Here is a 26,249-nt window from a genome sequence, read left to right as displayed (position 1 = left end):
TTAAAGGGTCAGCAGTGTTTTTAGCATACATAAGCCGGTATATCCCAGCAGAGTGTAAAACATAAAACAATTGGGAATAGTTACAGTATAGATCAAAAGGAGGAATGACTGATGGCACTCAACAATACTGAGCTTTCTGAATGGTTGAGAGAGCGGATCGGCCAGACGCTTGATATTAGAAAAGGCGAACTGACCAATAACCAAGACGAGATTTCAGATTTGGATCAGATTGTTCTTCACCTTCAAAAAGTGGGCATACGCAGCGCAAACCACCCTGACGACTACGTTGCAAATGACGAACTCGTCCTGGAAGGCGAAGGAACAACCTTTACTGAAGCTGGGGACGTACCGCTTCCGCAGAACGCTTATGAAATTCCTTTATTAGGGGATATTCACATTCACCAAGAAAATGGCGGATTGAAGGTACTGACAGATCGTGCGGTATATACTATTGATGTACAAAACAAATGAAGAAACTTTCACCTGGTCGAAAGAATACAGCGCCTTTGAAATTGCCCCAAAGGCGCTTTTTTGCATGGAATCATTTCCTTACCCGCAAGCCGATATTTTCGTCCCAAAACTATTGAACGGCACCTAAAATAGATATATAGTTTTAGACATAACAGGTTGTCGTTTCCAATGGGATTCTGTTATACAGATTGCGCAAAGCTTTCTTTTACATCTGGTCTAAACTGAATAAATGCATCTGTCTTAATCTATTAGGCGAGGAGAATGGAAAATGGAAAATTTGATGTTTCATCCGCATGCTAAAGAGTTTCATGAAAACCCCTTTTCAGTTTTAGGCCGTTTTAGAGAACAAGCACCCATTCATCGATTCGAATTACACCGTTTTGGAAGTACATATCCGGCGTGGTTAATCACCCGTTACGATGATTGCATGGCATTTCTTAAAGACAACCGAATTACAAGAGACGTTAAAAACGTAATGAGCAAAGAACAAATTGAAATGCTCAATGTCAGTGAAGACGTTGATTTTGTATCAGATCATATGCTGGCAAAAGACACACCTGACCATACTCGTTTAAGGTCACTGGTTCACCAAGCATTTACCCCCCGCACCATTGAAAATCTACGCATCAGCATCGAACAAATTACTGAACGATTGTTAGATGAAATGGAAAAAGAGAATGAAACAGACTTCATGGCATCCTTTGCCTCTCCGTTACCGTTTATCGTGATTTCTGAAATGATGGGCATACCGAAAGAGGATCGGGCACAGTTTCAAATATGGACCAATGCCATGGTTGATACTTCAGAGGCCAACCGAGAACTGACCAATCAGGCTCTTCGGGAGTTTAAAGACTATGTTGGCAAGTTAATTCATGAAAGAAGAATACAGCCCAAAGACGATTTGATCAGTAAACTTGTGCATGCTGAAGAAGACGGCCAAACGTTAAGTGAAAAAGAACTTTACTCTATGCTGTTCCTTTTGGTGGTAGCAGGACTTGAAACGACGGTTAACTTAATCGGATCTGGCACCCTTGCATTGCTTCAGCACAAGGAAGAATTAGAGAAACTGAAACAGCATCCTGAAATGATAGATACAGCCGTTGAAGAATTGCTGCGCTACACCTCCCCTGTCGTTATGATGGCAAATCGGTGGGCCATTGAAGACTTCTCCTACCAAGGCCATTCTATCAAAAAGGGAGACATGATTTTTATAGGAATCGGTTCTGCCAATCGAGATCCTGAACGATTTGAAAATCCAGAAACATTCGATATAACCAGAACACCTAATCGGCATATCTCTTTCGGCTTTGGGATCCACTTCTGTTTAGGAGCGCCGCTGGCAAGATTGGAAGGGCAAATTGCGTTTAACGCACTGCTGAAACGATTTCCGCAAATTGAACTTACGGTAACGCCAGAAGAGTTGAAATGGAGAAAAAATGCTTTTTTAAGAGGATTAGAAAGTCTTCCGGTCTCACTTGCAAGGAAAGATTCACTTTCACACCTCAGCTGATTTCTTCCAGCAGATAAAAATCCCCCTTTTAAAGGGGGATTTTATATTTCCTCAGCGTTTTACCAATTCATCAGCGTTTTCTTCGCTGGCTTCATGTTTTTTGCGAAAAGCCTTAAGGAAATTCGCGTTTACTACGCCTCTGTTTGAGTATAGTTTTTCACAAAACTCCAGCATGGCGCTGGACGCTTTAGATTCTGTTAACATCATTATATGATTGCTGGAATCGACATCCACCAGATGGAATTGAGGGATTTGCCGCTCCCATTCCTCCCAGTAGGCAGTATCATCCAACGGTATTTTTTCATTTGAAATGGCAAAGTAAATGTCCAAGTCTCCAAGGAATGACCTGCTTTTATTGCGGAAATAATAACATTTTACCGCTTCAGGATCCACAAGCGGCTGCACAGTGTACGCCTCAAATTCATAAGCATGCTGAGCTTTGACCATTTGGTTAAGCTGAGTCCGTATTCTCTTCTCCGGTTTGTTTAATCCCCGCTTTCTTGCTAAACCAATCAGTTCAGTTAAAAATTCCTCTTCCTCTCTGTCAACATCTACCTCTTCACGGCTGATGAGAACGTCTGTAAGCTTTTCCGGCTGAACAATAGATGCCAGCATCGTATTTATCGTTTGAAGCATTGATGTTTTTACAGAAGGCTCATTTTGTTCACGTCCAGGACTGTAAGGGGAATCAATCATGACCATGCTTTTTACAGCAAGCCCCTGGCTTTGCAGCTGGCGTGTTACTTCATATGCGAGCAGTCCGCCTAAGGAATATCCGCCTACATCATAAGGGCCTTCCGGCTGTACGGATCGCATAATGTCTATATAATAGGAAGCCATTTGTTCAATTCCGTGTAAAGGAGCATGATTTGTCATAAAGCCCCTGGCTTGAATGCCGTAAAAAGGACGCTGGCTTTTCTTCGCAAATGGCGTATAGATTTCTACACCGCCTACTCCTCCATGAAACCAAAATACAGGGCGCCCCCGCTTGCCATCGTTTAACGGTATTAATTCCGGAAATGACCGGCTGACAGTCTGGACTGACTGGTCTTGTACTGTGTTTTCCCGTTTTGTTGCTATCAAGTCCACCATCTTCTGCACGGTTTGACACGTTTGCAGCTCTGCCAGGCTGATTGACAGGCCAGCTTCTGCTTGCAATTGCTGCAATAACTGTATACAAACAATAGAATCAAACCCGTAATCTTGTAATGCCTTTTGAGGATTTAATTCTTCAGGCGTCATGCCCAATACATCAGATATCATTTGAATATCGTTTCTTTTGTGAAGGGGAATCTCATCATTTGAAAAAGCAGGTGCTATTTCTGGTGACAGAAAGCCATTCCAGCAATTTCTTTTTTCAAACGGATAGGCGGGCAATGAGATTCTCCGCGCACCTTTTCCTTGATGAAGCTGCTCCCATGGAATTTGCACTCCTTTTGCCCAGCAAAACGCGATCTTTTCAAGACGGCTTTCAGACAATAGTGTCTGCATCACGATATCGCCCAATGTTCCCTCAAGCAAGGCGCCGATATCTGACAAGCCTTCTTCTGAATTTCCGATAAAGCAAGGTACAGTGCTTTTCGGCTTTTCGGCTTTTTCCGCAGCTGTTAAGTACTCTTCCAATCCGAGTACGAGTTCATCCTTACTGCGGATGACCAAGGCCATCCGGTCACTCATCTCTTCTCGTCCGACTTGAAGTGTGTAAGCGTAATTTTGTAAAGACAGTTCTTTTTGCTGTTTTACATAGTCAAGCATCTGTTGAACAACGGCTCTTAGTCTGTCTTGGTTTTTTGCAGAAAGCACCACAATGTGCGGTTCATCTGTATGTTCAATTGCTGGTTCTGTATGAGAAGGAACATATTCTTCTAAGATGATGTGCGCGTTTATTCCTCCAAAACCATAGCTATTAATGCTTGCTCTGCGTGGTATCGTTCTGCCTGCATCATCCTGTATTTCTTCCCACTGCTGGTTTCCGTCAATCATCCGGAAACGCGTTTCCTTTATTGACACCTGATCATTCAATGAATCAAAACCGGGAATACCAGGTATTGTTTTATGCTGCATCGCCATGCTGACTTTCATAAGAGCAGCCATGCCTGAGACCAGTTCTCCATGCCCGATGCTCGGCTTTAAGCTGCTGATGTAACAAGGCATTTCTCCTTGCAGTTGGTGTGAATGCTCCGATTCGAGCTGTCTGTATCCCGATTTCAACGCTTCCACTTCTATAGCATCAGCCACTGGCGAGGCGATCCCGTGCGCTTCTATATAAGTCACCGTTTTCGGATCTACTTGCGCCCCTTGGTAAGCCTTCTTCATCGCATCCTTCATTCCGACCGGATTAGGCGCGTGCAGTGACATTCCCCTGCCGCCATGCGAGACACCTGTCCCTTTAATGACAGAATAAATATGATCAGAGTCTTCAATGGCTTTTTGTAAAGGTTTAATGATGAGAACCCCTGCACCTTCACTTCGAACAAATCCATTCGCCTCTGCTTGAAAGGACTTGGCTTTCCCTTCCGCACTCAAATATCCCATTGAATCAAAGCCGATAAAGCCCTTTGGTGAGAGCAGAAGGTTCACAGCGCCAACAATGGCTTGCTCACATTCGCCGTTTCGAATGGATTGAATCGCTCTGTGCAAAGCGACAAGAGCTGAGGAACAGGCCGCCTCATAATATTCACTTGGCCCTTTTACATTCAGTGCATAGGAAATGCGGTTTGGCATTAAGGAAGGAATCACAGCCGCATCGGTATTGCCGGCTGCGACAAAAACTCCTGTCGGGCAGCTAGATAAGGCTTGGCCTGTTATACCGGCGTCTTCCATCGCCTTCCACGCATGTGTCAAAAGCAGAAACTCCTGGGGATCCATTGTCGCTGCTTCTTTCGGTGAAATGCCGAAAAACAGCGGGTCAAACTCACCTACGCCTTCTATAAACCCGCCCCATTGGAGGCTTGACTGCTTCCCATCAGTATTTTCGGTATATTTTCGCCAATCCCAGCGTTCTTCCGGCACTTCAGAAATACAATTCCTCCCGTGAATCAGGTTATCCCAAAATTCCGTTACATTGTTTGCTTTTGGAAACTGCCCCGACATGCCGATAATGGCTATACCGTCTGCCGTATATTTTTTTGTTTCATCCGTCTTTCTTTCATAGGTTTGCATTTGCTTTATTTTATTTTCTTTTATATTCGGGGATTTCTGCTGTTGCTTGGTCCCTCCAAGCAATTGAACAAAGGATTTTTCATGTTTTTCGGCAAAAAAATCGGCCAGTTCTTGAAGAGTCGGATATTCAAAAAACAATGTAGGGTTTAGCTCAATCTTTGTCTCTGATTCCAGCTCTCTTGTCAACGCAATCAATTGGGAAGAATCGATCCCTAAATCCATGATATGAACTTTTGCAAGAGACAGTTTTGATGGATTGGCCGTCTTCTCAGCCAGTTTATCTGTGATATAGCTTCGAATACGGTCTCTTATATCGTGTATTTGAACTTCCTGATTTTCCTCTTTGCTTCCTCGATCTGTTAAGCGGAATTGCTTTAAAGAGTAACCTGAATAGCGCAGCACCGTCTCTGACGCTTCATTCATCACATCTATGTCAAACAGCAGCATGTCACCGGTATTCTTAACGAAAGTAATCAAAAGCCAGCAATCTTCTCTTATTTTATTTTTTGTGAATTGAATATCGTTGATTCCAAATGGCAAGAAATGCCCCTCTATGTCTAATTGTTCTATGAAACTGAGAATTGCCAGGTAAGCACTGTTTGTAATCAATGGGCTGACAGTGTAATGATGCGCATTTGTCATGCCGTTTTGAGACAAACGCACTTTTGCAAGGATTGAATTATTGCCTCTGTACAGATGAGTGATGGTTTTATACAAGTCTCCCCACTCAGCGCCGCCGTCGATGGTTTGATACATTTGGTCAATATGATCCAGCTCGGTTAACGAACGTTTTACGCTTTCGATATTGACTTTTTTTGTTTCAAAATGATCTTTTTGGCATTGCCCGATTGCGGCAGGCTTCCACGTCTCAGATGCCCGCTCACGATACATGATTTGCAAATCGATTGCATGATCTTTCTGAAGAGGATCAGCTTTCACTTCAATTGTTTGCCCTTGGTTTATGACAACAGGATTTAGATAACTTAATTTACTGATACGGCCGCTGATTTCCTCAGGAAACATTTCAAAAAATGCGTCAATCGCAAGACTTGCATAGGTTGCACCGACGAGCACCCGTTCTTTGTTGAACACATGGCCTTGAACGTAAGGCTCATCGTATGCGAATGAAGCTTGTATCAGCGGATGATTCACCGTTTGCTCATCATGCCTTTTCCCTTCTTCATAAGGCAGGGCACCAAATTGAAAGACTGTTTGATGGTCAAATGCATAGTGAGGCAGATTGATCCAGCCAGTTTCATTCCCTTGATGTATATGGTCAAAATGAATCGAAGCCCCCGCAGCCCATTGCTGTGCAGTTAAGCTTGTTTCTTCATGAGCAGACCCTGCATTCGTAGAAATCGCATCTGATTGTAAATCAAAGGATGTATAGATACCATCCTGGAGTGAGCTTTCTTTTGTTTTTTGGAAAATTTTTAGTTTTTCAATCAATTCCTGCGTCGACGATACCGAAAATACAGCCCGATGTTCTAAGTCATGGTTGATCCTGTGCAGTGAGCGTACAACTGATCCAATAGAAGATGGTTTTTTTTCTAAAAACACTCGCAGTTTTTCGAGATAGCTGAGCAGGCTCCATTTCGTTTTCGCAGAAAAAACGGCCAGATATTCCTGCTGATGAGGCACTGGATGTTGCTGCTCAGATGCAGCGCCGATGAATTCTTCTATAATGAGATTCGCATAGGCCCCTCCCGCTCCGAAAGAATTAATCATGCTCCTTCTGGGCAGATGCTTTCCTGTATCGGGATCTTTTAACCGCTGCCACGGCTCCGTTCGTTTTTGCAGATAAAATGCTGTGTTTTCCAGGTTAATATTTGGATTGACAGGGGTTGCATTAATCGTCGGCACAAGCGTCCCCTTTTTCATCTGCAACAGAACTTTCGTGAGCTGAGAAATGCCGGAAGCCGCCTCCAAATGTCCAAGATTCGATTTTACAGAGCCTATCGCACAAAACTGTTTCTTATTTGTATACTGTTGAAATGCATTAGATAGTGCGATTACTTCAATCGGGTCGCCTAACGCTGAACCATTTGCCGCAGATTCTATATAGCCGATTGTTTCCGGATCAATGCCGGATTGCTGAATGGACTTGGAGATTAATGCAGCTTGCTGCTTCGGGTCTGGCGCTGTATACATCTGCCTTCCGCCGCTATGATTGGCAAAGCTGCTTTTGATGACGGCATAAATATGGTCGTGATCTTCTATCGCCTTAGAGAGCGGTTTTAGCAGGACGGCTCCGACACCTTCACCCGGAATAAGCCCGCTTCCTGTTCCAAAGCTCTTGCTTTGATGTCCGTTCCCTAAAAGATTTGCGCGCTCCAGTGCATCATATTTTGAGAGATCCAGTGTTAAATTGACACCGCCGGCTATTGCCATCGAACAGTTTTTCAGTTTCAAACTCTCACATGCAAGATGGATTGCGTTTAATGAACTGGAGCATGCGGAGCTGACAGCCAGACTTGGTCCTGTCAGGTTAAAAAAATGAGAAACGCGATTTGCAATATGCCAGTCTCCGCCATTAGAGCTCAGCACCGCTTGTTCTAATGAAGGGATATTCCAAAAATACTGATTATACATGTTTCCAACAAAGACACCTACTCCCGTTCCGTTGTCCTGCAGTTCATTTAATCGGATTTGGGAATAGCCGCCGTCCTCAAAAGTTTCCCAGACGGTTTCTAAAAATAAACGAAGTTCCGGCGTCATTTCCATTACTTGATTCTGATCCGCTTCAAAAAGATGATGATCAAACGCATGTACGTCTTTTAAAAATCCGCCGTAGCGCTTCTTATCTGCCGATTGTAATGATTCTTTCGACAAAGTGTTTACTAAAGATGTCCGCCATCTTGATTGCGGAGCCTCTGTAATACAATTATCCCCAGCTATTAAATGCTCCCAGAGCTCTTCTACGTTTTCAGACATCGGATAACGTCCGCTTATGCCGATAATTGCAATATCTTCTGTGCCGTAATGATTCGGTGTAGTTCTATGAGAAGGGATTGCCTTTATGTTTTTCGCTGTTTCGGTTTCTGATTTTGGATTCGCCTTTGCTTGCTGAGTTTTAATTAGCTGCTGGTCTCCGCTAAAACGGCGCGTTTCATATGTAAACGGCTGTTCAGATTTTACTGGCTTCACTTGAATAGAAGTTTCTTTATTTGCGGGCTGTGATTTTTCTTTCAGCAGTGATGTCCGCAGCTTCCCTTCATGCTCCTTTATCAGAAAATCGACGAGTTCTTTCGTATTGCTGTGTTCAAATAAAATTGTTTTCGGAAGCTCACCCGTCAGTTTTTCTAACTCACGAATAAAATTCACCTGCAAAATAGAATCGATTCCATACTTCTCAAACGTTGTTTCTGCATGTATACGCTCCGGTGATAGTTTTATTGATTTTGCTAACGTATGTTTCACAAATTGTGTCGTTTGTTCAAGAAGAGAATCCTCATCACTATCCTTCGTTTGAGAATGATGTTCATCTAGATGGTAATCTATAATTTCTTCTGCTGGTTTTGCTGTTCGCGTTTTTTGACGGACGATTCCGTCACTTTCCGCTGCAATGATCTGCTGGCCGAGCTGATGTGATTGTTCAGCCATAAAGGAAACATAACGAAAGCCCTCACTCTCAAGCACCATTTTCCATGTTTCTGGATATAAACCAGGGCAGCCCGGGATACGCAGATCGGGATCTTCATACAGCCACCAGCCCTCTAACAAGCCAAAGGTCAGGTGTGAATATATATTATGGTCATTAATTTCATTCAGAACGAGCAGGCCGTTCTTCTTCAAAACCGCTTTGGCATTTCTCAATGTCTGCCGGATATTTTTCGTCGCATGAAGCACATTTGCAGCGACAACCACATCATATCCGCCCGCTTCTATATGTTGTTCAGCCGCCGGCTCTTCCACATTAAATACCTTATACGTCAAATAAGGGTTGTCCGGACCGTACGTTTTTTCCGCATGCAGTAAAAACGCCTTGGAGAGATCTGTATAGCAATATTCTTTTATATGCGACTGATAGGGTTTCATTTTTTGAAAAACTGCCGCGCTTGTACCGCCTGTTCCTGCTCCGATTTCTAGTATACGAATCCTTGCTTCATGCTCTTGCTTTAAACGCTCCTGCATAAAGGCAGCCAAGGTGTCTGCCAGCACATCGTTAAAATAGTCTGCGACTTGATTGTTTTTATAGATTCCTTCCACTAACTCCATAGATGAGTTCGGAAAAAGGATATCGGTGGCAGATGCCTTGCCGGTCAGAATATCCGGCAAGGCTTTAAGTGCAGTCTCTACTAACACCACCATGGCTTTCATGTTACTGTCTTGAAGCAAGTCAGCTTTTTTTTCATCCCATTCGTTCCACAATTCATTTATGTCCTCTGTTGAGCGGGTTACGGCGTATCCATTTGCCGTTTGTTGAAGAAAACCATGCCGCTCCAAAATCGATAGGCTCTCCTCAAACCATCTGCCATAGAAATTCTGCAGCACCGGCTGGGGCTTATTTTCCTTGAAAAATCCTATGGACTGCAATTGTGCTAACAGCATCTTACAGAGAATGTCTTCTGTGTTTCGCATTGGCGCTTCCCCTCCTATAACAGTTGTTGTATCTTTGTGCTGTCTCCCGGGCGATAGCTTCGCAGTTTCTCAATGGCGGAGCTGTGAGTTTCCGGATACACCTCAATTGTTTCGTCATTCTGTTCTAAGTCATTGCCCGTTTCGCAGTCTGCCATCTTCATCATCACAAGCTGTTTCAGCGGCCCCCCGAGCACCAGTTCCAACGCTTCCATCGCTTCAGGGGCTTCAATGGAGCCTATGCCCGCCTGCGCCATTCTTCGCTGATAATCAGGTGAGGAAACAACACCAATGCTGCCCCAATAACTCCAATTGATCACAGCTACTGTACAAGGCCATACTTGTGAAAGCCGATGAGCAAAAGCATCCTTAAAGCTGCAGCCGGCAGCATAATTGCTCTGTCCTGAAGCTCTTGCAAATGATTGTACGGAAGAGAAAAACAAAGCAAAGTCCAACGGCTCTTTCTGGAAGACTTGAGCCATTTGCACACTTACATCCACTTTTGCAGAAAGAACATTTCTGAAACGTTCCTCGTCCATATTCATCAGGCTTTGGTCTTGCAAAACAATGGCAGAATGAATGATACCGTTGATTTCCCGATGTATTTGTTTGATGGCTGCATAAGCGCGTTTCAAGTCCTCTCGGTTTGCGGCATCAGCTTCGATATAAACCGGAGCCGGCCCTAAACGCGCAAGTCTGTCCAGCTTGCTTTGAATGGATGCATCTTTTGTTCTTCTGCCAATCCAAACAACATGCGCTTGGTATGTTCGAATCATATATTCGCTCCAAGCTTCTCCAATTCCGCCCGCACCGCCTATGACAACATAAACGCCTCCGTGTTTATACTTGGTGTGCACAGGCTGATTGCTGCGTACAGGAATCAGACGCTGTTTGTGCCAGGTTTTGTTCCGATACGACCAAGTATTTCCCTCTTGGTCGAATGGCAAGGAAAAGATTTCATCCACCGGCCAATTCTCATTTCGATCTACATCGATCAGTTTTGTCTGCCAATTTGTATATTCTTTTGCCATCGAGCCGATCAGACCATGAAGACCGGCATCAATTGGATTGACAATGTCATGCTGATCAACACATTGCGTATTCGCTGTCACGACCGTCCAGCTTATCGTCTTCTCTCCATAGCCTAAAGAAAGCATCGCCTTAATGAGCCTGAACAGTTGAATAACGCTTTGGTTTTGGGCTTCAATCATGGCATCACTGATTTCGCACTCCGCAATATGAGAAGGAGAAATCCACACAATATGGTCAAATGCCCCTAATGCTTCAAGCTGGTTTGCCATCTGTTGAATAGAATCATGCGGCTTGATGTGCAGCTCTTTGGCAAGCGGGAACTGTCTTTGTACAGCGTTTCTGCTGTTTTCATCCCCACCTAGAATGACAACACGCTCATCAGCAGACGGAATGATCCTGCTATTCTCCGTTTGCACTTGATCCCATACCGGCGCCATTAGAAGCGCTCCATTAAGAGACGCCTTGCTGTCAGATAGTTTTATTTTTTCAGGGCGTTGTATGTCTTCTTCTATCACTCTTGAGGAGATGCCCTTGATTCTTACACATACCTGGCCTTGTTCATTACATAGATCAATATCCAGCCTTTGTATTCTGTCCTCGTTTGGACGCGAGGCGACAGAGACCCACATGTTTTCTGTACATGGGCTATATACTTCAAGCTCCTGCAGTGCAAAAGGCAATGAAAGCTGTTCATCTCCGGAATTCAGCTTTAACCCGATCGACGCCTGCAAAGCAGAATCCGTCATACTTGGATGAAGAATAAATTCGTTCAGCGTTTGAGATAAACCAGACGGCAGCGAAAGCTCTGCCAACGCTTGATTGCGGCCAATGTAAAGCTGCTGTATTCCTTGAAAACCAAGCCCGTATTCTATGTCGATCGCTTTAAATAACTCATAGCACTGTTCATTTGAAAGTGTGCTTTGACTGCATTGCGATTGCAGCGCGCTGATATGATGAGAAGGAATGTTTCCTGCTTCTCTTATCTCAACACTGCCCTGACTGTGTACCTTTCGTGCGCCCTCACCGTCTTCTGTAAAGATTTCAAAAGCAATTTCACCATCGTGCTGAGGATCAAGACTGATATGCACTTGGACAGGCTGACCATCCGCCACAATCGGCTGCACCCAAACAACATTTTTTATATGAATGACAGATTGATGATCTTTGAGCCCTCGCACTGCCTGCGAAATGGCTGCATGCACCATCTCAAGATACGCGACCCCCGGCATGACCGGCTTTCCCTTCACCTTGTGGTCGTTGAAAAAGAACTCAGCGCCTGTAAAGATTGAGCTGAAACGCTGCTCTGTCAAATCAGAAGTGTTGGTTTGTACTAATGGGTGCAAAACTGCTGTATCAACAGTTTTTGTCGGTGCCTTTTGTGTGATTGCCTCCTCTTTCATATCCGTTATCCAGTAGCGCTCTTTTGCAAATGGATAGGTTGGCAAGCTGATGCGGTTAGGCTGTTTTCCGTTATACATTTTATTCCAATCTATTTTTAATCCTGCTACCCATAATTCAACCAGTTTTGTATAAACTTCGGGTTCCCAGTCATTTTTGAGTGTTTTCTGAATGTCTTCGTCTGACCTGAGTGTCTGTAATATCCCTTTATTTGCCCTGCCTCTATACATGTTCGTCGCATTTGTTTGTCCTTCTATAAAGAGGTACAGTTTCTCCAGTAAATCTTGAACCGAGACAGCGATAATCCCTAATCTCTCCTCCATTGCATCGCGCCCCTCTTGGAGTGTATAAGCAATATCAGTGAGATCACGATCTGAGATTGAATGTTTGCTGATAAAATCCGCCAATTGCTGTGCTTGGTCCTTCAGGCGATCTTCTTCCTTTGCCGACAAGATAAAGATGCCCGGATTCTGTGATGTCACTGCTGGCGCTTGTTCAGAAGGAGCAGTTTCTTTTGGAATATATTCCTCAATAACCACATGGGCATTGACACCGCCTATGCCAAATGAACTGACTCCGGCTCGGCGAGGCAGCTCCCGTCCGTTTTCATCCCGCAGTGATTTCCATTCTCTGGATTCCTGCACGATATAAAATGGGCTGTCTTCCAACCTGATATACGGATTGATCGTCTCACTGTGCAGACTTTTTACCAGCGTTTTGTGTTTTAGCTGCAACAGGATTTTGATGACACCGGCTACACCGGCTGCGAGCGATAAATGGCCGATGTTTGTCTTCGCTGAACCCAGTCCGCAATGGCTGGCATGAACAGAAGGATCTCCCGTTTTCTCGTACAGTTCTTTAAATGCAGCCTTCAGCCCGTTAATTTCTACCGGATCGCCAAGTTCCGTTCCGGTTCCATGCGCTTCAATATACGTCACGGTTCTCGGATCGATTCCCGCCTTTAAATAAGCGGTTTTTACGACTTCTGCCTGAGCCTTCGGATTAGGAGTCGTCAGAGAATTCGCGCGGCCTCCGTGATTTACCGCACTTCCTTTGATCACACCGTAAATATGATCGCCGTCGCGTTCCGCCGCCTTTAGTTTTTTCAGGAAGAGAATGCCTGCACCTTCACTGACCGCAAATCCATCGGCTTTATCAGAGAACGTTTTGCATTTTCCTTCTTTGCTCAGAGCCCCGGCTTTATCGTAGGCAATGTGGCCTTGCGGTGTTACAACCGTGTTGACGCCTCCCGCGATCGCCATTTCACAGTTTCCAGCTTCAATTGCACAAACTGCATGATGAATGGCGACCAATGAGCTTGAACATGCCGTGTCAATCGGTTCGCTCGGTCCATGAATGTTCAGAAAATAACTGACTCTATTCGGTCCGGCAGAAGGACTCATATTAGCAGCTGCTGAGCCTTCGATATCTACATTTGAGAGAAGAGAGCTGTATCCCGTGTTTCCAGTACCGATGAATAAGCCCGTTTTGGTTCCTGATAGGCTTTGGGCTGAATGTCCCGCTTCTTCTATCGCTTTCCAAGCATAGGTCATTAATAGACGCTGCTGAGGCTCCATCTGCTCAGCCTCCAGCGGAGAAATGCCGAAGAACAACGGATCAAAGTTCGCTACTCCATCAATAAAACCGCCCCATTTGACGTTCGTTTTATTTGCTTCTTTTAGCGGGTCTCCGTAGTACTCACGCCAATCCCAGCGGTCTTTTGGAACCTCTGTTATACAATCTGTGCCTTCTTTCAAATTCATCCAGTACTCCTCAACATCCTTTGCTTTTGGGAAAACTCCGCTCATCCCTACAATGGCAATAGGTTCGGGCTCAGGCGCATGCTCGGCTGCCTTCTTCACTGGCAGCTCCTTTGGTTTGCCAAAACGGTTTTCGGTTGAAAACCTGATGTCTTTCATGGCTTTTTCCGCAGGCTGTACAGGCATATCCTCCTTGACAGGTACTGCAAATTGCGCCGAGAATGTATCTTGATATTCTGCTGATAAATATGCGGCAAAGGCAGAAACAGTTGCATGCTCAAAGAAAATTGTAGGGGTCAGATCCAGCTTGTATTGTTCATTCAATATATTAGCGAATTCAGTCAAAGTGATTGAATCAAATCCATATTGATTAAACTCCATATCCGGATCAATCTCTTCAGTTTTGATTTTGAGCAATTGAGAGATTGCTTGCTTTAAAATGTCTTGTATTTGTTCCAATAAGCTGCCTTGATCCATTATTGCTTTCTGGGTCACCGGTTCTTGTGCTGGTTTATTCGGAACATCCTCAGAAGGCTGCTTTTGAGACAGCTTTTCTCTCATCATGTCTCTGATACCTTCCATGACAATGACGTTATCTTTACCAAAAGCCAATCCTTTATAAAGTGCCTGAATGCCGGTTTCGGTTCGCATAGCCGTAACGCCCGTATTTTTCATTGTCATTTTTTCAGTTTCTTTATTTACACGCATGCCGCCCTCTTTCCACAGCGGCCAATTGATCGACAATGTTTGACCGTGTCTGTACATGGCGGTCACAAGCGCATTACGATAAGCGGCATAGCTGTCCATAAATGCATTAGCCATTGCATAATCCGCCTGTCCCGCGCTGCCAGTGATACTAGATATGGAAGAGAAAAGGATAAAGAAATCTAACGCGAGATGCTCGGTTGCCTCATCCACATTTACGAGCCCTTTTACCTTAGGAGCGAGGACCTGCTTAAGTTCTTCATTTGTTTTATTCATGAGATAGTTGTCTTTAAGCAGTCCAGCACTGTGAATCACGCCATGCAAGTCGCCATAATCAGCTGTGATCCTTGTGATTAACTCGGACGCAGCCTCCGTTTTAGTCACATCAACCCGTCTGTACTCTGTACGGGCACCTAAACGCTGCAGTTCGCTAAGCTGTAATTGCTGATCAGCGCTAAGCACGGACCTGCCTGTAAGAATCAAAACAGGCTGTTTGACTTGGCTTGCAATTTCTTTCGCAAAAATAAATCCAAGTCCTCCTGCGCCGCCTGTGATGAGGTACACACCCTTATCCCTCCACGGCAATCTGATTTCACGGTCAGGCGTATGAATTTCATTTAATTCATTGATGTACCGTTTGCCTTTTTCATATTTAATGCGCTGATCTCCTGTGTTTCTTTTATTCTCTTGGACTATGTCTGCGATCCTATTCATAGTTTCGTTTGTATCGATTTCAATCGTCTGGCCGATCAGCTTTGTATTCTCCAGCCCGGCCGTTTTAAGGAGCGCCGAAAGTCCTGAGAAAGAGTAATGCTTTCTTTGCGCGGAGGTAAGCATTTGGATCAGAACATGGCCTTGCGGCTTGCTTTTGAGGATACTCTGTATCGTCTCAAGCGCTTGTTCGGCATAATCTTGGAATCGCTCTGCCAGACCCTCCCGGTAAGACTCTAATACTATACATTCCGCTCCTTTGAGCTTTGATTCAATGCTGTCTTTTGAGAGCCCGTTCATTTCACAAAGCATGATAATATGCCGTTCATATTCTGGTTCCGGACCGTCTTTGTCGATCTCCTTAGACATCCATTTTTCCTCAAACATCAAAGTTTCCATTGTTTGGTCAGACTCTGCTGATCTAGGATCGCTTTCTGCCGCTCTGAATGACAAACCTTTTATCCGTACGCAAACATTGCCGTTCTCATCTAAGATATCGATATCCCGCTTTTGCACCTTATCAGTCAATTTGCTGCCTTCACTGAATCTGGCGTATACCCACATGTTCGAGGAACATGTCCCGAAGACTTCAAGCTCTTGAACCGCAAAAGGCAGCGTCAGCCGGTTATCTCCTGCGCCTGTCAAAATGCTGGATGCCTGTAAAGCGGAGTCCATCAGACCCGGATGCATGCTGAATTGGCCAATTGTATCTAAGACAGAAGGATGCAATGACAATCTTGCCAATACAAAATGTTCAGCTGTATAAATCTTTTCTACACCGCGATAAGCTGGACCGTAGTCAAAACCAATCATTTTATAGGTGTCGTATACTTCGTTTACGGAGAAATGAGTTTGCTGACACTTCTTGCGCAGGGATGCTAAATCAATGACCGGCGTATCCGCAGCAGGATGTAATTCAGCCCCGCCCTGACTGTATACAATTGGTTTGTCACCAGCTGTTTCCGGGTTGCCGTAGATTTCATACGTAATGTCACCATGCTCCTCCGGAAAAAGCCTGATGTGTACTTGCAGCGGCTGCTCCCCGACTACAATTGGCCGCACCCACACTGTGTTTTTGAGCGTAATGCTATACTGACCGTTTTGTACCTCTGCAGCCTGCTCAATGGCAGCCCGCGCCATTTCAAGATGGGCCACTCCCGGCAAGATCCGTTGGCCTTTGACAACATGATCTGCAAGGAAAAACTCTTCTCCCGTATAGATTGAGCTAAACCGCTGTTCCGAGAGATTCGAAGTGTTTTGATGCATTAATGGATGTAACACAGATGCGCTGATGTGAGGTGCTTTTTTGTCGGCTGCAAAGCTTCCCCTTTTTGCGACATAATCAGAAATCCAGTAACGGTCTTTCGCAAACGGATATGTCGGCAAGCTGATGCGATGCGGCTCATTCTCGCCATACAGCTTCGCCCAGTCCACATCAAGCCCTTTCACCCATAATTCCAGCAGTTTTGCATACTTTCCGCGCTCCATCCATTTTTCAACCGCTTCTTGAATTTCTTCATCTTCCGTCAGCATTTGCAGCGTTCCTTTATCAATCCGCCCTCTATATACATCCTCCACATTATTTTTGCCGGCTGCATAGTCTTTTAGCTTGTCTTGCAAATCCTCAATTGACCCGGAAATGATCCCCAGCCGTTCTTCCATCGCGTCTCGCCCGGCTTGCAGCGTATAAGCAATATTTGCGAGATCTTCGTCTTTGTAAATATGCTGGTCTAACGCTTCAGCCAGCTGCTGTGCGTATTCTTTTAGTCTTGCTTCATTTTTAGCTGATAGGACGAAAATACCTGGATGCTCAGAAGTGATCGACGGTATGTTGCCAGCGTCCGTCTTCGGAATATATTCCTCGATGAGCACGTGGGCATTTACCCCGCCGATACCAAATGAACTGACGCCTGCACGGCGAGGCAGCTCCTGCCCCTGCTCATTCTGTAGCGCTTTCCATTCTTCTGTTTCCCGAACGATATAAAATGGGCTGTTTTCAAGCTGAATATACGGATTGACAGTCTCGCAATGGAGACTTTTCACTAAGGTTTTGTGTTTAAGCTGCATTAAAATTTTAATAATTCCTGCTGCACCGGCTGCAAGCGATAAATGACCGATGTTTGTCTTCGCTGAACCGAGGCCGCAATAATGATTAGCTGAAGTGTCTCCTTCTTTTACACCCAGCCCTTTAAAAGCCGCTTTCAATCCGTTAATTTCAACCGGATCTCCAAGCTCCGTACCTGTTCCGTGCGCCTCAATGTACGTCACCGTTTTGGGATCGATTCCCGCCTTTTGGAATGCCGTTTGAATGACTTCCGCCTGGGCCTTCGGATTAGGCGTCGTTAAAGACGCCGCACGCCCCCCGTGGTTCACTGCGCTTCCTTTTATCACTCCATAAATATGGTCTCCCGCTTCCTCGGCCGCTTTTAACTTCTTCAGAAACAGTATGCCGGCTCCTTCCCCATGAGCAAAACCATCAGCTCGATTTGAGAACGTCTTGCATTTGCCTTCTTTGCTCAGGGCACCCGCTTTATCAAAGCTGATATACACCTCAGGCAGAATAATCGTATTAACGCCGCCGGCTAATGCCATGTCACAAGTGCCTTCCTCGATTGAGGAAATGGCGTGATGGATCGCTACCAATGAACTGGAGCATGCCGTATCAATAGGTTCACTCGGCCCATGCAGATTAAGGAAATAACTGACACGATTCGGACCGACTGACGGGCTCGTGTTAGCTGCCGCTGACCCTTCTATTGCCGAGTTCGCTTTAGATAAAAGAGAACTGTATCCTGTATTACCCGTTCCGATGAATACGCCTGTTTTTGTACCTGACAGACTTTTTGCCGAATACCCTGCATCTTCAATCGCTTTCCATGCGTAAGTCAATAATAAGCGTTGCTGTGGCTCCATTTGTTCAGCTTCACGCGGGGAAATGCCAAAGAATAATGGGTCGAATTCCGCAATGCCGTCAATAAAACCTCCCCATCTTACATTCGTTTTATTGGCTTCCTTCGCAGGGTCCCCTTCATATTCGCGCCAATCCCAGCGGTCTTTCGGAATTTCCGTCATGCAGTCCTTGCCTTCTTTTAAGTTCTTCCAGTAGGCATCCACATCTTTTGCCATAGGAAAAATGCCGCTTATTCCGACGATTGCGATTGGCTCGGGACCGGATTCACTCTGTATGGTTGCCGGCAGCATAACCGGCTTCTTTCGGCGTCTTTTTGAGGTGACATGTATGGTTTTATCCTGTTCAAATGCAGGCTGAGCCTGAACCTTAGACCTGGTCCGTACAGCAAATGTTTTCGCAAATACCGCTTGATATTCTTCTGACAAATGCTTGCCGAACTCATGGATCGTCGGATGGTCAAAAAAGACGGTTGGCGTCAGCGCCAGTTTATATGCCCGATTGATATGGTTGGTGAATTCAGTCATAGAAATGGAGTCAAACCCATACACCGTCATTTCGGCATGGTCATCAATCGTTTCAAATGGAACCTTTAATAGCTTGGCGACCTCCCGCTTTAACATCGCCTTTACTTTATCCAGCAAACTCCCTGTGTCAATGCTCTTTGCCGGTTCAGTCATGCTTTCTGTTTCCCTCTTTTCAATAGGTGCTGAGGCTGTTTTTGACAGCATGTTTTGTTTTATCTTCTGAACGTTGCCTTCCATCACCATGACCTGGCTTGCCTCACTATTGAACGCTTGATAAAAAGCCTGTATGCCTTGTTTTGCTTCCAGAGGAACAATTCCGGCCAGCTGCACAAGTCTTTTCTCCGTTTCACGATCGACCTTCATGCCGCCCTCTTTCCATAATGGCCAGTTTACAGAAAGCGTTTTGCCATGCCGCTGACCGTGTTCGGCTAGCGTACTGCGGTATCCGGCATACATATCCATAAATACATTGGCTGCCGCATAGTCAGCCTGACCAATGCTGCCTAAACTTCCCGAAAGAGATGAAAAGAGAATGAAAACATCCAATGCCAAATCCTTGCTGGCTTCATCCAGGTGAACGAGTCCTTTTACTTTAGGTGCCAGCACGTCATGCAAATCTTCTGCTGATTTCTTGGCCAAATAGCTATCTTTAATAATTCCCGCGCTATGAAGAATGCCATCAAGACGGCCATGTTCTTTCTGGATATTGTTCATTAACTGGTACACTGCGATTTTATCGGCAACATCCATTTGCTGATAGGTGATCTCGGCCCCTATGGCGCGAAGCTCTTCAATCTTCCCTCTTTTATTATCATTCAGAGGTGAACGGCCCGTCAGAACGACTGTCGCATTTTTCGTTTGTTCAGCAATTTCTTTTGCGAACATAAGGCCTAAGCCACCGGCACCGCCTGTGATGAGATAAACGCCGCCGTCTTTCCACGGCATGCTGATGTTACGGCTTGCCGCTTTCATTTCACTCCAATCTGCAATAAATCGTGTACCGTTTTGATATCTGATATGGGTGCCGCTGCTTATTTGATTTTCTTTCAGTTTGCGGGCGATACTTTCCCCGCTTTCTTCACTGCTGATTTCAATCATTTGTCCGGTCAGCTTAGCCGTTTCTAACTCGGCCGTTTTCAGCAGCCCTGTCAATCCAGAAAACAATTGCTGCTCGCCTTCTGCGGAGGTCACGATCTGAATCAGAATATCTCCTTTCGGTTTCTCGCGAATCAGCGCTTGCACTTTTCTAAACACCTGTTCCGTATACGAATGAAAACGCCCATCCACTGAAGCAGGCCTTGCTTCCAGGATGAAGACATGGACATGCTCCATTTCTGCTTCGATCTTTTTTCTCATGTCCTGATCACATTCACAGAGGAACACGAGATGCTCTGCATATTCTTTATCCGCTTTTCCGCCAGCCTTTTGTTCTTTCCAAACGGGCTGAAGCAATAAGGTTTCTGAATGTGATGATTCTGTTTGTATGTCAGCCTCCATCACTCTCGTCGAAAACCCCTTCATCCGTATACAAACGCTGCCATGCTCATCACATAGATCAATATCAACTTTCTGTATCAGATCGCCCGGTTTATTTTTTGAATTGAATTGAACATAAACCCACATATCAGAAACGCATTCATGAAAGACTTCAAGCTCTTCTAAAGCAAATGGCAGTGCAGCTTTAAAGTCTTCACTGTCAGAAAGCTCCGCCCTGGTGACGTTTTGCAGATATTCAGCCGCCTGTAACGCTCCATCCAATAAACTTGGATGAAGAGCATAATCGGCTGCTGTATGAGAGACAGATCCCGGCAGCGATAATTTTGCAAGCAGCTGGCCGTCTCCTTTATAAACGGTCTCCACACTCTTGTATCCGGGACCGTAATCGGCTCCGATCATGCCTTCATAAAATAAGGAGGTGTCCATCAAGCCTTGATTACATTGATTCTTTATCGCCTCTAGATCCAATACCTCCGCATGCTTTGGCTGAAATAATTCCGCTATGCCCTGGTTATATACAATTGGGTCTGCATCAGCGGATTCCGGTTCACCATACATCCGATAAAGAATATGTCCGCCGTCTTCATCATAGAGTCCGATGTTTACTGTAACCGGCTCATCTCCCGCTACAACCGGACGCATCCAAACCACATGTTTCAGGCGGATTCCGGATTCCTCATCATCTAAACCGCCAATTCCTTGTTCTATAGCGGCTCTTGCCATTTCAAGCGTGACAGCTGCAGGCAAAATCGCCATCCCTTTAATGATATGCTCAGCAATAAAATACTCCTGTCCTGTGAAGCTGGAGCTGAACCGCTGCTCCGATAAAACAGATGTATTCTGGTGCACCAAAGGATGCAAGCGTGATTCAGCTGTTTTACGATTGCCCGTGCTGATGTCAGGCCAATACCGTTCTTCAGCAAAAGGATATGTCGGCAGACTCATACGGCGCGGCTTCGCATTCGGGTAAAGATGGCGCCATTCAACCTGAAAACCTTTGGCCCACACTTCGGCAAGCTTTTTCAGTTTGCCTTTGGACATCCATGATGCAACCAGTTCTTCTGTTTCCTCATCCCCAAGCAAGAGATCAGCGGATTTCACTCGCGTTTTTTCTCCTTGAATACAGCCTTCTGTCAACGGTTGTCCATTCACAAAACGCTCCAGCTGCAGCTTCCATTCTTCCAAATCGCTCGCCATAAAAATAACTCTTGTGTCCATCGCCTCCCTGCCGATCTGGAAGGTGTATGCCAAATCCCTTAAAGAGTGTTGTGTCAGATCATTTTGACTGACAAATGTCAGCAGTTCCTTTACATATGCTTGCAGCCGCTCCCTGTTCTTTGCCGATACCGGAATGAGGTACGGAGGATTTCCTTCGTTATCCGCTCTTGTATCTTGGGCATTTTCATATTGTTCAAATATGGCATGAGCGTTCGTTCCGCCAAGCCCAAACGAGCTCAGAGCTGCCCGATGTACACCTTGATTTTTCTGTAATAATTTTCGTTCGCGGACAACATAAAATGGAGAGCTGTCAAAGTGAATATTCGGATTCGGCTCCTGGCAGTTGATAGTTGGCGCAAGTTCGTTATGAGATAAGCTCATGGCAACCTTAATGCAGCCGGCTAACCCTGCGGCAGTATCCAAATGTCCGATATTGGTTTTCACCGAACCGATTCCGCAAAATTGTATTTTGTCCGTGTATTGCTTGTACACTTTGTTTAAGGCAGAAATTTCAATAGGGTCGCCTAATTTAGTCCCTGTACCGTGTGCTTCAATGTAGCTGATCGTTTCAGGATGGATATCGGTTTCGTCCAATACGCTCTGTATGACCTCTGTTTGGCCTTTTACGCTAGGAGCATAAAAGCCGGCCTTATCAGCTCCGTCATTATTGATTCCTATTCCGCGCATGATGGCGTAAATATGGTCTCCGTCTCTTACCGCATCCACAGCTTTTTTCAATAGGACGACAGCTACACCTTCTCCTCCTGCCATTCCGTCAGCGGCGGCGTCAAATGCCTTAACATGCCCGTCACTTGAAAAATTCAATCCGTTTTGATGCACATAGCCTATTCCTGACTGCGCGTGCAAGGTTGCGCCTCCAACAAGCGCGTATTCAGATTCACCAGCTGTTAGGCTTTTGTACGCTTGATACAAACCTACTAGTGAAGAAGAACAATTGGAATGAACAAAGTAGCTTGGCCCCTTTAATCCGAGCTTGTGCGAGATCATCGTCGGGATCGTTCCGCTTTGGGCTAATACCCATGAGACATAGCCATCCGGAGATTCATGACCTTCTGTTCTCTCCTTCGGCAATAACGTTCTGTAGGAATTGTTGCTTGCAGACATATACACACTTGTTTCCGGAATTTCTTTTGCCACATAACCCGCATCCTCAATTGCTTTCCATGAATGCAGCAATAAGAGACGAAGCTGAGGATCCATAAACTCAGCATCTTTCGGAGAGATCTGAAAGAAACCTGGGTCAAACAAATCTTTTCCCTCAATCACAGATTGCACAGGAACGTAATCAGGATGTTGAATTAATTCTTCAGGCACTCCATTTTCTCGCAGTTCTTCTTTTGAAAAAAATTGAATACTTTCCTTGCCTTCTTTGATTTGATTCCAGAACTCATGATGATTTTTCGCCCCCGGAAACTGGCAGGAGATTCCCACAATGGCAATACTGTCTTCAAAATACGGCGGCAGCGCTTGCTGTTCCGTCTGTTCCGTCTGTTCCGTCTGTTCCGTTTGTTTCACCCTCGTCACATTCTGCTTGCTTTCATTTTGAGGTATGGCCGCCGCTGTGTTTTTCATTTCAATAATATATTGGCTGATGGCCCTGATATTGGCGTACTCGAACAGCTCCGTTACACTGAATTCACAGTCAAATTCTTTTTGGATTCGTTCCGCCACGGCCACGGCAAGAAGTGAATCGCCTCCCACATCGAAAAATCCGTCCTCTGGCCCAAAACCGCTGACTTTCAGCATATCCTCCCAAATGAGCTGCACTTTGCCTTCTACTTCTGATAACTGTAAGTGTTGTGTTTTTCTATTATTTAAAATGACCTTCCGATGTTCCAATTCCTTGCGGTTCACTTTCCCGCTTGGTGTTAACGGCATCTCATCCAGGCGGATAAAGTGCGCAGGTATCATATATTCCGGCAGGCTGGATTTCAGGCAGCGTCGCAAATCGTTTGGATCGATAGGCTGATGTCCATTTTGCTCCGTATAATATGCAGCCAGCTTTTTATGTCCTTCCAGCTGTTTGACCACTACTGCCTGATCTAAAATGCCCGGATATTCACTCAGTTTCGTTTCTATTGCACCTAATTCAATTCGGAAACCTCGAATTTTAACCTGGCTGTCAATACGGCCTAAATATTCAATATTGCCGTCAGGCAGCCATCTTGCTGAATCACCGGATCTATAAAGCTTGGTCCCAGATTCAAACGGATTGTCAATAAATGTTTCCGCTGCCAGGCCGGGCTGGTTATAATAGCCCCTTGCCAATCCGTCGCCTGCGATACAAAGCTCACCAGGTTTTCCGATCGGAACAGGCTTCAGATGCTGGTCCACGATATAAATCTTCGTATTGGATACAGGCTTGCCGATTGGCGTATGATGACTGGCGATATCTCCTGTTCCGCATCCAAAATAAGTCGCGTAAATGGAGGCTTCTGTTGGTCCGTAAATATTTTCAACACGGCAGTTTTTAAAGATCGATACTGCCTTTTTCACCAATTCCTTAGGAAAGGCTTCTCCTGCAACCATCATGTATTTGATTGGTCCTTCTTCAGTAAATCTCCTGTTGTCTTTCGCCGTTTCTAAAAATACATGCAGCATGGCAGGAACAAAATTAACATGGGTCACTTGATATTTTTCAATCACATCCATGCACTGCTGCGGTGATTTCTCTCCATCTGGCGGAAGAATAATAAGTCGGCCATTTCCGATAAACCAGCCGAATAATTCCGATATGGATACGTCGAAAACATAGTTCGTCTTTAATAAATAAGCGTCCTCAGCAGTGACAGGATACTGGGATTCAAGAAAATTCAGCGTATTCATAATGCTCTGATGCTCTACCATGACTCCTTTGGGCTGTCCGGTACTGCCCGAGGTGTAAATGATATAAGCGAGATGATGGGGTTTGACTTCTCGTTTCAATTCACTTTTTTGCTGAGCAGTGTCCGTGTGACTGCAAGCCAAATCGATATTGATGACTTTTACATGGTCATCAGTTAATTTGTTTACTTTGTCATGAGCTTTAGATTGTGTAAGGACAATGGACGCTTCACTGTCTTTGAGCATGTACGCTAATCGTTCTTGAGGGAAGTTCGGATCTAGAGGCACATACGCTCCGCCGGCTTTCAGAATCCCTAAAATTCCGATCAGCATATCAAACGAACGCTCTGTACAAATCCCTACCGGGCGTTCCGGTCCAGCCCCCTGTGCTTGAAGATAAATGGCCAGCGATGTGCTTTTTTGATCTAATTCCTTATATGTAAGAGTCTCCTCTTCGAATACGACCGCTATCGCATCGGGGGTTTTTTTCGCTTTTTCCTCAAAAATCTCATGTATGCACTTGTCTTTGGAGTCATTTGTCTTTGTCGCATTCCATTGCTCGAACAAGCTGATTTGTTCCTGATCTAACTGTAAAGAGTATGTTTCAAGTGATAAAGACGGATCGTTAATGATGTTTTCAGTGAGTTTGATGTAGTTCTCCATCATTCTTTCAATGGTAGATAATTCATATATATCAGGGTTATACAGAAGATGAAGCACTGTTTCGTTTTCTTGTTCATACACTTCCAGCGCCAGCTCGAATTCCCCTTCTTGCCGAATGTCTTCGATATATTTGATGCCAAGAGCTTGATATGGTTCCAGCATTTTTTGTAAGCCTGCTGTCTGAAAGAAATTCTGGTAGAGAAAGGCTGTTTGAAAAATCGGAGAATCCGCTGCTGAGCGGTCTACATTCAGTTCTCTTACCAGTGCCGGAAACGGGTATGCCGCATGGTCAAGTCCGTCTGCCACTGTCAGCTGCAGGTCTCGAAGGAACTCATGAAATGTTTGGGTTCCTAGCTCTTTACTCCGAACAGCCATCATATTAATAAAGTACCCGATGATCGATTCAAAACCGTCTTCAGGCCGCCCCATTGTCGGGACTCCGACAATGATGTCCTTTTGTTTTGTATAGTGATGCAGCAGCACTTTATAAATAGAAAGGTACACAACAGATTCGTTCACATAATGAGAACGGGCTAACGACTTTATTTGCTTGCTCAGGTTATGAGGGAGCAAGCTTTTGTAAGCTTGCCCCTTATATTTTTGTGCTGAAGGACGGGGACGGTCGGCCGGCAGCTCAAGAATAGGCAGCGTCCCGGACAGCTGCTCTTTCCAATAAGCAAGGTGCTCAGCCCCTTCTCTAGCGCCCAGCATACGATTTTCCCAGTCAACAAAGTCAGGATAATCGGCCGGTAAAGTCTGCAGCACCAGCTCTTCTCCTCGCAGCAATTGTTGATACGCCTCTAAAAGCGTCGATATAAATGTCAGCATTGACACACCGTCAAATATAATATGATGAACCGTGATAAGCACAATGCATACCTCGTTTGACTGATGAAACAGATATGTGCGCATTAACGGACCAGTTTCCAGATGAAAAGGTTCTTTAGCTTTTTCTTTTAGGTAGGGCAATACCTCAGCTGAATGCATAGCTGAGATATCCGCTTCCTCAAAATGAAGAGCCTGCAACGGCTGCACCGTTTGAAATGGAATGCCATTTTCCTCTTGAATCACACTCGTTAAAACAGGATATTGTTTCTGTACAAACAGAAGGGCTTGCTTGAACGTCTCGACATGTAATTTTTTGCTGATGCGAAAGCATAAAGGAATATTATAAGCACCCATATCAGGAGACATTTTTTGAAGCATCCATAACCCTTTTTGACCTTCTGAAAGCGGGCTATTCAACTGACGCTTCATACTTTGAA

General features: G+C 45.0%; 4 protein-coding genes. 2 read left to right on the top strand and 2 right to left on the bottom strand.

Translation table 11 applies throughout. The features are described from left to right. Positions 1-111: 111 nt before the first annotated feature. Together WA325_RS00920 and WA325_RS00915 are read left to right on the top strand one after the other, a co-directional pair. A complete protein-coding gene (locus WA325_RS00920; protein ID WP_024121485.1) occupies positions 112-471 on the top strand; it encodes a hypothetical protein in 360 nt (119 codons plus the stop codon). A 268-nt stretch (positions 472-739) separates the two neighbouring features. Next, complete coding sequence (locus tag WA325_RS00915; protein ID WP_105991155.1) at positions 740-1,981, top strand: cytochrome P450 family protein; 1,242 nt, start codon at positions 740-742, stop codon at positions 1,979-1,981. 51 nt (positions 1,982-2,032) lie between these two features. Here the strand turns inward: WA325_RS00915 and WA325_RS00910 are convergent, their stop codons facing one another. Together WA325_RS00910 and WA325_RS00905 are read right to left on the bottom strand one after the other, a co-directional pair. Further along, positions 2,033-9,724 carry a beta-ketoacyl synthase N-terminal-like domain-containing protein gene (locus WA325_RS00910; RefSeq protein ID WP_336183073.1) on the bottom strand — a complete coding sequence of 2,564 codons (7,692 nt, stop codon included), beginning with the start codon at positions 9,722-9,724 and terminating at the stop codon, positions 2,033-2,035. A 14-nt stretch (positions 9,725-9,738) separates the two neighbouring features. After that, positions 9,739-26,241, bottom strand: a complete 16,503-nt coding sequence (locus WA325_RS00905) for a non-ribosomal peptide synthetase (RefSeq protein WP_336183390.1) — start codon at positions 26,239-26,241, stop codon at positions 9,739-9,741. Between the last annotated feature and the right edge of the window lie 8 nt (positions 26,242-26,249).

Source organism: Bacillus sp. 205(2023) (assembly GCF_037027485.1).
GTDB classification, from domain to species: Bacteria; Bacillota; Bacilli; order Bacillales; family Bacillaceae; genus Bacillus; species Bacillus halotolerans.
Note: the sequence above shows the minus strand (reverse complement) of the source record. Positions and strands in the feature narration are given on the sequence as shown.

What these genes read in the sequence shown, in the direction of transcription:
- WA325_RS00920 (WP_024121485.1), top strand. Translation starts at nt 112, where the DNA reads ATGGCACTCAACAATACTGAGCTTTCTGAATGGTTGAGAGAGCGGATC.
- WA325_RS00915 (WP_105991155.1), top strand. Translation starts at nt 740, where the DNA reads ATGGAAAATTTGATGTTTCATCCGCATGCTAAAGAGTTTCATGAAAAC.
- WA325_RS00910 (WP_336183073.1), bottom strand. Translation starts at nt 9,724, where the DNA reads ATGCGAAACACAGAAGACATTCTCTGTAAGATGCTGTTAGCACAATTG.
- WA325_RS00905 (WP_336183390.1), bottom strand. Translation starts at nt 26,241, where the DNA reads ATGAAGCGTCAGTTGAATAGCCCGCTTTCAGAAGGTCAAAAAGGGTTA.